9 protein-coding genes and 1 tRNA gene are annotated in these 14,289 nt (G+C 58.4%); 4 read left to right on the top strand and 6 right to left on the bottom strand.

The genetic code is table 11. The features are described from left to right. Window positions 1–8: 8 nt before the first annotated feature. The 6 genes from glgB to glgX form a co-directional block, all read right to left on the bottom strand. Window positions 9–2,192, bottom strand: coding sequence for a 1,4-alpha-glucan branching protein GlgB (glgB, locus tag HMPREF1628_RS00050; RefSeq protein WP_034506214.1), 2,184 nt, complete (start codon window positions 2,190–2,192; stop codon window positions 9–11). 51 nt (window positions 2,193–2,243) lie between these two features. Further along, window positions 2,244–3,572 carry a phosphotransferase gene (locus HMPREF1628_RS00045; protein ID WP_052038710.1) on the bottom strand — a complete coding sequence of 443 codons (1,329 nt, stop codon included), beginning with the start codon at window positions 3,570–3,572 and terminating at the stop codon, window positions 2,244–2,246. A gap of 2 nt (window positions 3,573–3,574) precedes the next feature. Then, the gene (gene treS, locus HMPREF1628_RS00040; protein WP_034506211.1) at window positions 3,575–5,359 is read right to left on the bottom strand and encodes a maltose alpha-D-glucosyltransferase; all 1,785 of its coding nucleotides are present in this window, start codon (window positions 5,357–5,359) and stop codon (window positions 3,575–3,577) included. A 59-nt stretch (window positions 5,360–5,418) separates the two neighbouring features. Beyond that, a complete protein-coding gene (locus tag HMPREF1628_RS00035) occupies window positions 5,419–7,476 on the bottom strand; it encodes an alpha-1,4-glucan--maltose-1-phosphate maltosyltransferase (protein WP_034506658.1) in 2,058 nt (685 codons plus the stop codon). A 78-nt stretch (window positions 7,477–7,554) separates the two neighbouring features. Further along, window positions 7,555–8,670, bottom strand: a complete 1,116-nt coding sequence (gene trpS / locus HMPREF1628_RS00030) for a tryptophan--tRNA ligase (protein ID WP_034506208.1) — start codon at window positions 8,668–8,670, stop codon at window positions 7,555–7,557. Window positions 8,671–8,679: 9 nt separating this feature from the next. Then, window positions 8,680–10,959, bottom strand: a complete 2,280-nt coding sequence (gene glgX, locus HMPREF1628_RS00025) for a glycogen debranching protein GlgX (protein ID WP_034506205.1) — start codon at window positions 10,957–10,959, stop codon at window positions 8,680–8,682. Between the two features lie 182 nt (window positions 10,960–11,141). On the opposite strand from glgX, the gene HMPREF1628_RS00020 reads away from it, so the two are divergent. From HMPREF1628_RS00020 to HMPREF1628_RS00005, 4 genes are all read left to right on the top strand, one after another. Next, window positions 11,142–11,930 (top strand): electron transfer flavoprotein subunit beta/FixA family protein, encoded by a 789-nt coding sequence (locus HMPREF1628_RS00020; RefSeq protein ID WP_034506202.1) that lies wholly within the window; start codon window positions 11,142–11,144, stop codon window positions 11,928–11,930. Continuing rightward, window positions 11,930–12,922, top strand: coding sequence for an electron transfer flavoprotein subunit alpha/FixB family protein (locus tag HMPREF1628_RS00015; RefSeq protein WP_034506200.1), 993 nt, complete (start codon window positions 11,930–11,932; stop codon window positions 12,920–12,922). The genes HMPREF1628_RS00020 and HMPREF1628_RS00015 overlap by 1 nt, the downstream gene beginning before the upstream one ends. Window positions 12,923–12,928: 6 nt before the next feature. Then, complete coding sequence (mnmA, locus tag HMPREF1628_RS00010) at window positions 12,929–14,074, top strand: tRNA 2-thiouridine(34) synthase MnmA (protein WP_034506198.1); 1,146 nt, start codon at window positions 12,929–12,931, stop codon at window positions 14,072–14,074. A gap of 127 nt (window positions 14,075–14,201) precedes the next feature. Then, window positions 14,202–14,284, top strand: a tRNA-Leu gene (locus HMPREF1628_RS00005). Window positions 14,285–14,289: the final 5 nt, after the last annotated feature.

Genomic DNA, 14,289 nt, shown 5'->3' with positions numbered 1-14,289 from the left:
TTTTGCGTTTAGTCGCGTACTGGACGGAGCCAAACAGCGCCTAGTGGCGGCACGCGTAGCTCAACAGAGGCAGGGCGCCCGTTCCAGGGAACATCCTCGGCAATGATCGGGCCCATGTTGCAAACACCGGAACCGCCAAAGATTTCAGCGTCGGTATTGAGAACTTCTTCCCACTTGCCTAAGAACGGCAGGCCTACACGGTAGCCCTCGTGAGGGTTACCAGCGAAGTTGGAGATGCATACCAAAATGTCGGTGTCGCCTGCCTCGTCCTTGCCCTTGCGGATGAAGGAGATGACGTTGTGGTCGGCGTCGCCGGCTTCAATCCACTCGTATCCCGTGTAGTTGTCATCCCACAGGGCAGGGGAGTTCTTGTAGATGTTGTTCAAGCTGGCAACAAGGCGGTTTACGCCGCGGTGGCCGGGGTCATCCATAAGCCACCAGTCAAGCGAGTACGCTTCGGACCATTCGGATTCTTGACCGAAGTCTTGGCCCATGAACAGTAGCTGCTTGCCCGGGTGTGACCACTGGTAGGCCAGTAGCGAGCGCAGGCCGGCGAGGCGGCGCCACTTGTCGCCGGGCATCTTCGAAATGAGGGAGCCTTTGCCGTGCACAACTTCGTCGTGTGAGAGCGGCAGGACGTAGTTCTCAGAGAATGCGTATACGAGGGAGAACGTGAGCTCACCGTGGTGCCAGCGTCGGTTTACCGGGTCTTCCTGCATGTAGCGCAGGGTGTCGTTCATCCAACCCATGTTCCATTTGAGGCCAAAGCCTAGGCCGCCACCGGAGGTGGGGGCGGTAACGCCGGGCCATGCCGTGGATTCTTCGGCGATCATAACAATGCCGGGGTTGCGCCGGTAGGCGGTGGCGTTGGCTTCTTGAATGAACTCGATGGCTTCGAGGTGCTCGCGGCCACCGTACTGGTTGGGACGCCATTCGCCGTCGTTTCGCGAGTAATCGAGGTAGAGCATGGACGCCACGGCATCGACGCGCAGGCCGTCGATGTGGAACTCTTCGAGCCAGTACAAGGCGTTGGCCACCAGGAAGTTGCGCACCTCGCGGCGTCCAAAGTTAAACACAAGCGTGCCCCAGTCTGGATGTTCGCCGCGCATTGGGTCCGGGTCCTCGTACAGGGCGGTGCCGTCAAACCTGGCAAGTGCCCAGCTGTCCTTGGGGAAGTGGGCGGGCACCCAGTCGAGGATGACGCCGATGCCGGCCTGGTGCAGCTTGTCTACCAGGTAGCGGAAGTCATCCGGCGTGCCAAACCGAGAGGTCGGCGCGTAGTAGGACGTCACCTGGTAGCCCCATGAACCACCGAATGGGTGTTCTGCGACGGGCATGAACTCAACGTGCGTGTATCCCATGCGCTTGAGGTAGGGGACCAGTTCGTCGGCCAGGGTACGGTATCCCAGTCCTTGGCGCCATGATCCAATGTGTACCTCGTAGACGGACATGGGGCTGGTGTGCGGGTCTTTGGCGGCCCTAGTTTCCATCCACTCGTGGTCGGACCACTCGTGGAACTTGTCGGTAACAACAGAGGCGGTTGCGGGCGGAATCTCGGTGGCGCGAGCCATGGGATCCGCTTTTTGCATCCAGTTGCCGTCCGGCCCGCAGATTTCGAACTTGTAGCGGGCACCAACCTCAACGCCCGGAACGAACAGCTCCCACACACCCGAGGCACCCAGAGTGCGCATGGCGCTACCGGTGCCGTCCCAGTAGTTGAAGTCACCAACTACACGGACCGCGCGAGCGTTGGGAGCCCAGACGGTGAACGACACTCCGTGTACTTCACCCAGTTCGCTATCGAAGGTGCGAACGTGTGCGCCCAGGGCTTCCCAGAGGTTCTCGTGGCGCCCTTCTCCGATGAGATAGAGGTCCATTTCGCCGATAGTGGGTAAGAAGCGGTAGGGGTCGTCGGAGTCAACGATTTGATCCCCGTAGGTGACGCGCAGGCGGTAGTCGGGAACGGTTTCGTAGGGCAGAACTGCTGTCCAGATGCCGTCTTGCTCGTGGGTGGCTTTATACTCACCAGTTTTGGTGACAATGGTGACGGAATCTGCCAGGTGCCTGACCGTGCGGATGGTTACCGCACCGTCGTGGATGTGGCCACCGAGCACCGAGTGAGGTGAATGATGGGTTGCGTTAGCAACAGCTGAAAGGGTTGCTGAATCTACGGGGTATGGTGTCGCGTTCATAGTTGCAATTCTTCCATGTATGAGCCCAGTTTTTGCGCTTATGAGAGTGTCTTATTTTGCAAGTCGAGTAAGCGCCTTTTCAGGAATCCAGATCCAGTCGGGCCGCATCCGGTATTCGTAGACGGCTTCGTAGGCCGCTTTTTCGATTTCGAGAACGGCGCTGAGCTCGCTCTCAGTTTTGCCAAGGCCTCCGCCACCGGTGTAGCCGTCGATGAAGGCTTCGCGCGCTGCATGTAGCCAGGCCTGGTTTGCGCCTCCCTTGGCAGCGGCGTAGTCAAAAGACCTGAGCATGCCGGCAACGTCGCGCAGTGCGAAGTCAGGTTCGCGGCGTTCTTCCAGTGGACGTAGTGGTTCGCCTTCGAAATCAAGGATTACCCACCCGTCCTCACCCAGGAGGGTTTGGCCTAGGTGGTAATCGCCGTGAATGCGAATCATGGGCGGCAAATCTTCGATATTCCCGATGCCTTCGATTTTGGCTTCGAGGGGTTCAATGAGGTCACTTTCGCGGAGCCTTGGAACTTCAGCTGCGGCCGCAGCCAGGTTGACGCGCAGGCGGTCCTTGAGCTGCTCAGCTTGTGCGGGTGCAAACTCGCCGAAGGCTTTTGCCATGTGTTCGTGTAGGCCCGCGGTTACAGTCCCGAGGTCGCGGGCAAGCGGTGCGGGATCCTCGTTCTTGCCTGCGATTTCAACGAAGAGTTCAAAGCCATCGCGGCCGTTGTTAACCAGCGATCCGGCGAAACCAAGTACAACGTTGCCGCGCAGTCCCTCCAACTGGAACTCTTCTTCGAGGTAGGCGATGGGCTTTGGCACATGCGTCCAGCCCAGTTTCGCAAGTTCTAGCGTGACTTCCACTTCGGGATGGAGACCTGGGTGAAGTACGCGAAGCAGTTTCAACACGCAGGCAAATGGGCCACCAAAGCGCACGGAGGTGTTGGATTGCTCTCCGGTCAGTACAAACGCTCTTGCGGCTTCTTCGACCAGACTTGCTAGCGCTTCGTCGGCGCGTTGCGGCTCGATGGGGCTGAGCGTGCCGTTTTCGTGAGCTTTGCGTAGCCATGCCCTAAGGAATGCGGGGGAGTACGCTCCGTCGATCAGGTAGGCGCCTTGAAGTTCGGTAATAAGGCCGAAGTCGGGTTTGGTCTCGGTGTATGCAAGCGGTATGGAAATGAAGGTTTCGCCCACTTGAATGATGGAGATCCAGACCGGCTCGAGCGCGTCCTCGCTTTCACCGCAGGCTGGGTCAGCTGAGTAGCTTGAGAGGTCAACGTTGGCAACCAGGCGAACCGATTCGCCGGTGCTTCCGGGGAACCAGCGTTGTTTGTACAGCCAGGTGTCGATTTGGTCTAGTAGGTTTACGTCTGCTGGCCATGAAGCGCCCATGGTTACTCCTCTTCGTCTTCTTCGTTTAGGAATGTGGCTTCGAGCCAGTAGAAGCCGTGGCGTCCAAGCGTGATGTCGATAGTTTCGTCTTCGCGAACGTCAGGGAATCGATTGCCAGAGGCGGTGTCATACAGGTGCCAGCCGCCCATGCCGGGTAGTTGGATGGTGGCTGAGCGAGAAGTGGTAGACAGGTTGTTTACGCACAGCACGGTTTGACGTTCGTCGCGACGCAGATAGGCGAGGACGGCGTCGTCTGACGTGGACAGTAGCGTGAGCGATCCGATGCCGAACACGGGGTAGCGTTTGCGTACTTCCAACATGCCGCGTAGCCAGTTGAGCATTGAGGTGGGCCGGGATCGGTGTTCTGCCACGTTGACAGCGGCCGGTGCGTACGGTCCGTCTTCGATGAGGGGCAGGTAGAACGTGTCGGGGTCGCCCTTAGAGTAGCCTGCTCCAGGAGTGGAATCCCACTGCATGGGGGTGCGCACGCCATCGCGGTCTTTGAGCCAAATGTTGTCTCCCATTCCGATCTCGTCACCGTAGTAGAGGAACGGGGAGCCGGGGAATGAAAGGAGCATGGCATGCGCCAGTTCAACTTCGCGTCTGGAGCCGCGCAATAGTGGGGCGAGGCGGCGTCGGATACCCACGTTGGCCCGCATGCGCGGTTCGGGTGCGTACCAGCCGTACATGGCTTGGCGCTCCTCGTCGGTGACCATTTCGAGGGTGAGCTCGTCATGATTACGCAAGAAAGTACCCCACTGTCCGCCCTTGGGAAGGGGCGGGGTTGCGGCAAAAGCTTCGCGCACTCCCTTGGAGGTTTCTTCGCGTAGCGCTGCGAAGATCTTGGGCATGATTGGGAAGTGGAAGCATACGTGGCATTCGGGCCTGGAATCGGATCCGAAGTATGCAACCACTTCGTGTGGGGGCTGGTTTGCTTCTGCAATCAGAAGGGTGCCGGGGTATTCCTCGTCGACCATGTCGCGTAGTTCGGCAATGAAGTCGTGGGTGCGCGGCAGGTTCTCGCAGTTGGTGCCGTCTTCCTCGTAGAGGTAGGGGATGGCGTCTAGGCGGAATCCATCCACGCCCGTGTCAGCCCAAAAGCGGATTATGTTCTTGATAGCTTCGCGCACGGCCGGGTTCTCGAAGTTGAGGTCGGGCTGATGGCTGAAGAAGCGGTGCCAGAAATACTGGCCGCGAACTTCGTCGTAAGTCCAGTTGGAATCTTCGGTGTCGATGAAGATGATGCGCGCGTCCAGGTACTCGGCGGGGCGGTCTCGCCATACGTAGAAGTCTCCGTACGGACCGGCTGGATCCTGCCGCGATGCTTGGAACCAGGGATGGGCGGAGGAAGTGTGGTTCATGACCATGTCGATTACCACGCGGATGCGGCGCTTGTGAGCCTCCTCCATAAGCGTGCGGAAGTCATCCATCGTGCCGTAGCGAGGATCCACGTTGGTGTAATCCGAGATATCGTATCCGCCGTCGCCCATGGGGGACGGGTAGAACGGGGGAATCCAGATCGCGTCGATGCCCAGCCACGCCAGATAATCGAGCTTTTCCGTGAGACCCTTGAAGTCGCCCGTTCCGTCGTTGTTGGAGTCAAAGAATGAGTGGGTGAGCACTTCGTAAAACACGGCGGTGCGGTACCACTGCGGATCTTCGGCTGGCGTAGGCAACGTGGCTACCACGCGTTCTTCGGGAACTTCACGCGTGGTGGCATCGTCGCCACCCCGAGGAATCAAGGGGATAGCACCGGTTGGGGCACTGTCTCGCGGCGATAGGGTCATGGTTGTCCTTAAGAAGTCTTTATGCGACGGGGGCGCGGAACGCCGCGCCCCCGCGGTGTTTAGTTGCTCGCAGGGCGCACTGCGAGGACGTGTGCGGTACGGATTGATGGCTCAAGGCGAACGTAGTTGTGCTCGCCCCACTGGTATTCAACGCCATCGAGCTCGTCTACAACATTCAGCACGGGGCCGTTCGGCCCGTAGTTGATAGTGGCACCGAGTTTTGACAGGTCGATGTCGACAGAACCTTCAACCGCGTTGTGCGGATCGAGGTTTACAACAACGATGACGGTGTCTTCTTCACCGTTGGGGCTGAACTTTGCGGGCACGTGCTTTGAGAAGCACAGCAGCCGGTCATCCGAGGTCTCATGCACCTGGATGCGGTGCAACTGCTGGAGGGCCGGGTGGCGGCCTCGTGCGGTGTTTAGCAAAGTGAGTAGGTTTTCGATGCCGTACTTGTTTGCATCTTCCCAGTCGCGGGGGCGGTATTCGTACTTCTCGTTGTCGATTTGCTCTTCAAACCCGGGCCGCTGCACGTTCTCTAAGAACTCGTATCCGGAGTAGATGCCCCACGAGGGGGATGCTGTGGCTGCAAGAACTGCGCGTAGGGCGAAGATTGCGGCGCCTCCGGTGGTCATCTGCGGGGTGAGAATGTCGTGCGTGGTGGGCCAGAAGTTCGGGCGCATCACGTGGGCGGTGTCCTTGGAAACCTCTTCAAAGTATTCCAGCAACTCCTTCTTGGTGGTTCTCCAAGTGAAGTATGTGTAGGACTGGTGGTAGCCGAGGGCTCCAAGCGTGCGCATCATGGCAGGCCGCGTGAAGGCTTCGGCAAGGAAGATCACCTCGGGGTGCTTTTCGTTAAATTCGGCTAGGAAACGTTGCCAGAAGCTCAGTGGCTTGGTGTGGGGGTTGTCTACGCGGAACAGGGTTACTCCGTGGTCGATCCACTTTTGAACAACGTCGCGAACCGCCCGGTAGATACCTTCTGGATCGTTGTCGAAGTTCAGTGGGTAAATGTCCTGGTACTTCTTGGGCGGGTTTTCCGCGTAGGCAATAGAGCCATCTGCACGTTCGCTAAACCATTCGGGGTGTTCCTTAACCCACGGGTGGTCAGGCGAGCATTGCAGAGCAAGGTCAAGCGCTACCTCCATACCGTGTTCGCGCGCTTTGGCAACAAATTTGTCGAAGTCTTCAAACGTGCCAAGGTCGGGATGGATGGCATCATGTCCGCCTTCTGGAGCACCAATTCCGTATGGCGATCCCGGGTCCATCGGACCGGCTTCGAGGGTGTTGTTGCGTCCCTTCCTAAAGGTGGTGCCGATGGGGTGGATAGGGGTCAGGTAGATTACGCTGAAGCCCATGTTCGCAATGCGGGGAATCTGCTGGGCTGCTCCTGCTAGCGTGCCGGACACCCAGTCGCCATTCTCGTCGCGGTGTGCGCCGTAGGAGCGAGGGAAGATCTCATACCAGGAGGAAAACAGCGCGGCCTTGCGGTCTACCTTCAACGGGTAGGTGCGTGTGCGCGTCCACAGCTCCCGCAGTGGGAAGTAGCGGAACACGTTACGCACTCTCGACGATAGGCCTGCGGATAGCCGTGTTTGGGGCGAGGCGCTTTCGTCGCGTAGTAACTCGGCTGCCTCTAGTAGCACTGCTTTGCCGGCCTTGTCCGGTCCTTTTTGTTTGCGACTGCCCTTGGGGCGGGGGCGTCCGTCGGCGGCGCGTTCCATAAGGCGGGCGCCTTCTTCAAGCATGAGCTCAACGTCCGTGTCGGCCGCTACTTTGATGGCGGCGTCATGTGCCCAGGAGGTGTATGGGTCGGACCAGGTGTCGATGCGGAACTGCCACGCGCCGGGGCGGTCAGGCATGAGCCACGCCTCATAGCGGTCAAGGCCCGGAGCGATGTCATGCATGTAGGCACGCATGTGCTCGTTGCCTTCCGGGTCTATCAGAACGGCTTCTACACCGAGCGCGTCGTGTCCTTCACGGAACACGGTTGCGCGCACGGGGAAGGATTCACCTTCCGTTGCTTTTGCCGGCCAAAGTCCCTGTTCGATTACCGGGAACACCTCGGTTGCAGGGATGCGCGTTATCCGCGCTCGAGGGGGAACTGGAGTCTTCATGGTCGAAGTGGTGTTCTTCGCTTTGGCTACTGACATCGGTCCGGCTCCTTAGACTCGTCGAAGGCTTTGTGAATTGTTTTAGTAGTACTTCATATTCATAGCGGTTAGGACGTCACTTAGTGTCTCGTTTGCAACTTCGTTTGCACGTTCGTTGCCTTTTCGCAGGACTTCAAGCAGGTAGTCCTCGTTTTCAGAAAGCTCAGCGCGACGCGCCCTGATGGGGGCGAGCATGGTATTGAGGTCTTCGGTTACGCGGGCCTTGAGGGCGCCACCACCGCCGTCTCCGATCTGATCGGCAATGGCTTCGGGACTTTCTCCGCAGGCCATGGATGCCATCAGCAGAAGGTTGGAAACTTCGGGCCGGTTTTCCGGGTCATAGGTGATGACACGATCGGCGTCCGTTTTTGCCTTCTTGAGACGTTTTGCGGTTTCGTCGGCACTCATTCGTAGCTCAATGGTGTTGCCGCGAGACTTGGACATCTTTTCGCCGTCGAGGCCGAGGACGTGCGAAGCATTGGACAGTAGAGCTTCGGGACGCCTAAAGACGGGCTTGTTCTTGTCTGCGCGGCCGTAGCGGCGGTCAAAGCGGTTCGCAATGACGCGCGCTTGTTCGAGGTGGGGCAACTGGTCTTGCCCAACGGGAACGATGTTTGCGCGGCAGAAGAGAATGTCAGCTGCCTGGTGAACCGGGTAGGTGAGGAGGAGCCCTGACATTGCCCGCCCGTCCGTTGCGTCAAGCTCAGCTTTGACGGTGGGGTTGCGGTGTAGTTCGGACTCGGTAACTAAAGATAGGAATGGGAGCATCAGCTGGTTCAGGGCAGGTACAGCGGAGTGCGTGAAGATAGTTGCGCGCTCGGGGTCCATTCCAGCTGCAATGTAGTCGGTAAGTAACGACAGCACGCGTTCGCGTAGCGGGCCAACGCCGTCGCGGTCGGTAATCACCTGGTAGTCAGCAATTAGCTGCCAGGTTTCAATGCCGCGCTGCTGCTGCTCAATGCGGTTCTTAATGGTCCCAAAGTAGTGGCCGAGGTGCAGGTGGCCGGTTGGACGGTCACCGGTTAGCATGCGGAATCGGCTTGGGTCCTTGTCGATCTCTTTGTTGAGTTCGGCGGAACGCTCCACAGCGCGGGCCAAAGAAGCGGAATCTGTACTCTTACTTAAGGTTTCTTCAGCTTTGTTGCTCACGCGCCTCATCCTATCGCACTACTCGGACAGATAAATCTGCAGGGATTGCGGCTCTATGTGCACCATGGACCCGGGCTTTGCAATATCGCAGCCACTGTGGTCAGAAGCGGTAATAACCCCGCCCTCGCTCGGGTTGGTCCAAGACGAATCAAAAACAAGACGGTAGTTGTGTCCCCGGCCCTTGGCAAGCATGACCGTTTTTGAGTTCAGCGTCGCATTGAAAACCACGAGCATGTCAGAATCGTTACAGGGCGCGCCTGAGCGCAACATTTGCAAAGTGCGGTGCTTAACCTTATGCCAGTCTTCCGGCTTGAACTTGCGATCATTAGCCGTGTACCAAGACAGGTCGGCGATTTCGTCGCCGCACCTCGTGCCCCCGGAGGCAAACGAGTTTGGTCGCATAACCGGATGATTAGCGCGCAGGGCAATCAGGTAACGCACTGATTCAAAGAGGTCGTGCTGCCAAGAATCCATGTCCCAGTTGACCCACGAGATGGCGTTGTCCTGGCAGTAGGCGTTGTTGTTGCCCTGCTGGGTGCGCCCAATCTCGTCTCCGGCCGTGATCATGGGGGTGCCGGCCGAAATAAGGAGCGTAGCCATGAGGTTACGCATGGAGCGCTCGCGGGCGTAGAACACGGAATCCAGCATGCCCAGGGGAGTGTCTTGTTCCACGTCAGAGGGACGCGGAATGCGGTTCATGTGGCCTTCAACCCCGTGGTTCCACGAGAGGTTTTGGGACGTGCCGTCCATGTTGCCTTCGAGGTTGTCGAAGTTGTTCTTGTGGTTGTATGCGGTGAGGTCAGCCAGGGTGAAACCGTCGTGCGCGGTAATGAAGTTTACGGAGGAGCGAACGGGGCGCAGCCTGCCGAGCGTTTCGCCAAACAGGTCGGCCGAACCGGAGATGCGGGTTGCAAGCTCGTTGGGGCCTTGGCTTTGGCGGCCGGCTTCGAGGTTTGCAAAGTCGGCTAGCCAGAATGAGCGGATGGTGTCGCGGTAGCGGTCGTTCCATTCGGACCAGGGTAGGGGGAAGTTGCCGGTTTGCCAGCCTCCCGGGCCAATGTCCCACGGTTCGGCAATAATCTTTTGCTTATTGAGGACGGGGTCAGCTGCAAGGGCCATGAAGAACGGGTGGTTGGATGCAAATCCGTGTGCGTGCCTGCCGAGCGTTGGAGCAAGGTCGAAGCGGAACCCGTCAACTCCTACTTCTTCGGACCAGTAGCGCAGGGAGTCGAGGGTGTGTTGGATGACGATGGATTCGTCGAAGTTCACGGTGTTGCCACAGCCCGTGTCATCAATCATCTGCGCGGGGCGTTGGTTGGTGTGGCGGTAGTACAGTTGTTGGCCGAACCCGCGCCAGGAGATCATCTGGCCGGGAAGCCCGCCCTCGCAGGTGTGGTTGTAGACCACGTCCAGGAGCACTTCGATGCCGTGTTCATGCAGGATTGAGACCATGCCGCGCACTTCATCTAGTACGGCTTGGGCGCCAAGCTGGCGCGCTTGCTTGGTGGCATAGCTAGGTTCGGGGGAAAAATAGGAGAGAGTGTTGTATCCCCAATAGTTGGAAAGCCCCTTGCCTTGGAGGAACGGCTCGTTCCAGGAGGCATGGATGGGAAGTAGTTCAACTGCGGTGACACCGAGCGCTTTGAGGTGCGCAATGGCAGCGGGGTGGGCAAGGCCGGCGTAGGTGCCGCGAAGTTCGGCGGGGACGGCCTGCATTTGCTTCGTGAAGCCTTTGACGTGTAGCTCGTAGATGACGGATTCATTCCACGGTGTGCGCGGTTTTGCAGATACCGCAAATTCGTTGGTTTGCACCACTATAGAGCGCGCCATGTAGGCAGCCGAGTCGGTTTTCGACTGCTTGAAGGGAGTAGAGGACGGAAGCATGTTGTCATCTACCTCGTGCGCATGGATGGCGGGGCTGCGCACAACCTCGCCTTCGATGCCTTTGCCGTATGGGTCCAACAAAAGCTTGTTGGGGTTGAAAGTAGAGCCGCTTTCCGGATCCCACTTGCCGTCAACGCGGTATCCGTACACAGTGCCAACGCCGGCGCCCGGTAGGTGCGCGGACCAGATGCCACCTTCGTGGGGCGTCATGTCGTAGCGGGTTTCTTTGCTGTGGCGGGAGGCGTCAGCAAAAATGCATAGCTCAACGTTCTTCGCATCGGGAGCGGCTACGGCGAAATCGACGCCGCCAGCCACGGGCGTGGCTCCGAGGTTGGTGGGGTGCTGAGTTGAGGGGGTGAGGTCGCCCCTGCGCCCACAGTTTTCTCGGGCTGCGTGCGTTTGTTGCTGCGCCATTGTGATCCAACGTCTCCTTGTGAGTGGCTCTTAGCTTAGTTGCCACCTATTTCATATACCGCAAAGATGATACCCGCTCGCGGATAAACCTGCTCTTTTGTAGTGTTTGCATGCCCTTAAGGTTGGTCACAAGTGCATTTTGGATACGGCAACGTAGGGAAAATTGTGGCACTGTATTGGGTATGAGAGTTTTGGTCAGTATTAAGCATGTTCCCGATGTCATGTCTGAGCGCCGAATTGAAAATGGGCGTCTGGTTCGTGGCGAGGATGACACTCTAAATGAGCTTGATGAAAATGCGATCGAGGCGGCCGTAGCTGCTGTAGAAGAGCTTGGTGGCGAGGTCATTGCTGTGACTATGGGACCAGAGGATGCCGAGGATTCGGCGATGCTCGCACTACAAAAAGGTGCGGATCGCGCGATTGTTGTAACTGATGACCGTTTGGCTGGTTCTGATGCGATTGGTACTGCGCAGGTTCTTGCGGCTGTAGCCCGCAAGCTCGCACAGGAGGAACCGATTGACCTCTTTATTACGGGTATGGCTAGCTTGGACGGTATGACGTCGATGGTTCCAGCGGCTGTGGCTGCTGGTTTAGGTTGGCCCTATATTTCGCTTGCGTCTGAGCTTTCGATTGAAGAAGGGGCCGTGCAGGCTGTTCGCCACGCGGATGGTTTCACGGACACGTTGCGCTGTGCTTTGCCCGCTGTGGTTTCGGTGACGGACCAGGTAAATGAGCCGCGTTTCCCGAATTTCAAGGACATGCGCGCGGCGCGGAAGAAGCCGCTGGACGTGTGGTCGCTTGATGATATTGAGGATGTAGCTGATCCGGATGCGATGGTGATCGGCAAGCAGGGTGCGGGCACGATGGTGCTGGAGGCTAGTGAACAGTCAGAGCGCGCGGCCGGCGAGGTTGTGTCTGGCGTAGGTGGCGGCCTAAAGCTGGCTGAGTACATTGAGAAGGTGTTGAAGTAGTGGAGAAGATTTCAGCTCCGATCCTGGTGATCACGGATCATACGGGGAACATCGATGAGGGTTTTGTACTGACGGAACCGTCTAAGCAGTTGCTTACGTTGGCGGGTTCGCTCACTTCTGGTCGTATTGACGCGATTGCGCTCAATCCTGCTCCGCAGCTGTCCGAGCTTGGTAAGTATGGCGTGGCGCGCGTCTTTACCCCTGATTTGGAGGGCTTTTCGCCGCGCGTAGCAGCAGTTGTGACGGATGCAGCGTTTGAGGTGGCGCGCCAGGAGGCCCAGTACGCTGCGGTGCTCAACGTTTCGAATTATCGCGGCCGGGAAGTAGCGGCAGCTCTAGCGGTTCGCTTGGGATCGGGCGCGGTTGTAGACGTGACATCTTGCGGCATTGTGGATGGTCAGATTGAGGCGCAAAAGAGCGTCCTGGCCGGCACGTGGTCTACGAAGTTCAAGGTTACGCGAGGCACTCCTGTTATCGGTTTGCGCCCGTCCGCGGTGGAGGCCCAGGAAGTTGGCACTGCCACTGAACCTGAAATTGTTCCTATCAAGGTCGCGTACTCACAGCCTGCTGTTGGCGTTAAGGTCGTGGATTCGATTGAAGAGGGCGGCCAGGGACGCGTGTCTTTGACAGAGGCCCCGATTGTGGTTTGTGGCGGTCGCGGCACAGACGGTGATTTCTCGCTGGTGAATGAGCTTGCGGATGCACTTGACGCGGCGGTGGGTTCCACCCGCGTGGCGGCGGATGAAGGGTGGATCGATCGCTCCACGCAGATTGGTCAAACAGGCGTGAGCGTTGCTCCTAACTTGTACATCGGCCTTGGTGTTTCCGGTGCGGTGCACCACGCGTGCGGTATCCAGGCATCCCGTCATATCGTGGCGGTCTGTGATGATCCGGATGCTCCGATTTTCGAGATTGCCGATTTCGGTGTTGTGGGTGACATTAATGAGGTTGTGCCCGAGGCGCTTGCTGCGCTGAGGCAGAAGGGTTTGTAGGCGCGTATGAAGGTTATTGCAGCGCTTTCTGGCGGTGTTGATTCGGCTGTTGCTGCCGCGCGTGCGGTAGAAGCGGGCTATGACGTCACCGGCGTGCATATGGCTTTGAAAACCGAGGGGGATAGCTGCGCTGGCTCGCGTGGTTGCGCTAACCCGCAAGATCGTGCGGATGCGGCAAGGACGTGCGAGTTGCTGGGGATCCCGTTCGAGGTTTGGGACCTGGCCGACGAGTTTGAAGAGAACGTGATTTCAGATTTCGTAGAGCAATACCGCATTGGCCGCACACCTAACCCGTGCGTGCGTTGCAACGAGTTTGTGAAGTTCCGTGAGCTCACGGTCCGCGCCCGCGAGCGGGGTTACGACGCGGTTGTGACGGGTCACTATGCGCGTGCGGAGAAGCGCGGTGATCACTATGAATTGTTGCGGGCTCGGGACGTGTCAAAGGATCAGTCTTACGTTCTTGCAGTGATGGGAGAAGAAGAGATCTCGCGCGTCATCTTTCCCTTGGGGGAGATGCCTTCCAAGGTGGCAGTGAGGGCGGAAGCGCAGGCACGCGGCCTGGGAGTGTCTAATAAGCCGGACTCGTTTGATATTTGTTTCATTCCCGATGGTGATACGCAGGGATTTTTGCGCCGTCGCCTTGGTGAATCTACGGGCGAGATTGTGGATACGGACGGGAATGTGCTCGGTGAGCACCGTGGCTACTTTGAGTACACGGTTGGCCAGCGTAAGGGGCTTGGTATTGATCGGCCGGCTGTGGATGGACGTCCTCGTTACGTTTTGGGAACGCGTCCGAACGTGAATCAGGTAGTGGTGGGCCCGTCTGAGTTGCTAAGTGTAGACGTTGTTATCACTACCGATTTGACGTGGGATGCTAGCGACGATGAGGGTGACGTGCGCACAACTCAAGCGCAGCCCCTCGGTACGGATAATGACGAGTGTCTTTACGCGCAGATGCGCGCGCATGGCAGGCCTGCTCCAGTTCAGAGGTTGGAGCGTTTCGAAGACGAGTTGCGGGTGACGCTCGCGGAGTCTGTGCGCGGTATTGCGCCGGGACAGACGCTGGTGCTCTATCGCGGTAATCGGGTGCTTGCGCAGTCGATTATTGATGGAACGCAGCGCCTGGATAGACCCGCTGTGGCAGCGGGTTAACGCGGACTTCGCGCGGCTGAAATGCCGCGCTTTGAACGACGCGGTGGGAAGAGCAAGCTGCGGGGTGTAGATCACGTTGGCTTGATTTGACGAGTCTGGCCTCACGCCTGGTATGCTTTTTCCTGTTGCCCGAGTGGCGGAATTGGTAGACGCGCCAGATTTAGGTTCTGGTGTCCTAGCGACGTGGGGGTTCAAGTCCCTTCTCGGGCACGTTT

This window comes from Actinomyces sp. S4-C9 (assembly GCF_000758775.1).
Taxonomy (GTDB): Bacteria; Actinomycetota; Actinomycetes; order Actinomycetales; family Actinomycetaceae; genus Gleimia; species Gleimia europaea.
The sequence above is the reverse complement of the archived record's forward strand: the minus strand, read 5'-3'. Positions and strand labels throughout refer to the sequence as shown.

Coding starts and splice junctions, on each gene's coding strand:
- glgB (WP_034506214.1), bottom strand. CDS start 2,192: ATGAACGCGACACCATACCCCGTAGATTCAGCAACCCTTTCAGCTGTT.
- HMPREF1628_RS00045 (WP_052038710.1), bottom strand. CDS start 3,572: ATGGGCGCTTCATGGCCAGCAGACGTAAACCTACTAGACCAAATCGAC.
- treS (WP_034506211.1), bottom strand. CDS start 5,359: ATGACCCTATCGCCGCGAGACAGTGCCCCAACCGGTGCTATCCCCTTG.
- HMPREF1628_RS00035 (WP_034506658.1), bottom strand. CDS start 7,476: ATGAAGACTCCAGTTCCCCCTCGAGCGCGGATAACGCGCATCCCTGCA.
- trpS (WP_034506208.1), bottom strand. CDS start 8,670: ATGAGGCGCGTGAGCAACAAAGCTGAAGAAACCTTAAGTAAGAGTACA.
- glgX (WP_034506205.1), bottom strand. CDS start 10,959: ATGGCGCAGCAACAAACGCACGCAGCCCGAGAAAACTGTGGGCGCAGG.
- HMPREF1628_RS00020 (WP_034506202.1), top strand. CDS start 11,142: ATGAGAGTTTTGGTCAGTATTAAGCATGTTCCCGATGTCATGTCTGAG.
- mnmA (WP_034506198.1), top strand. CDS start 12,929: ATGAAGGTTATTGCAGCGCTTTCTGGCGGTGTTGATTCGGCTGTTGCT.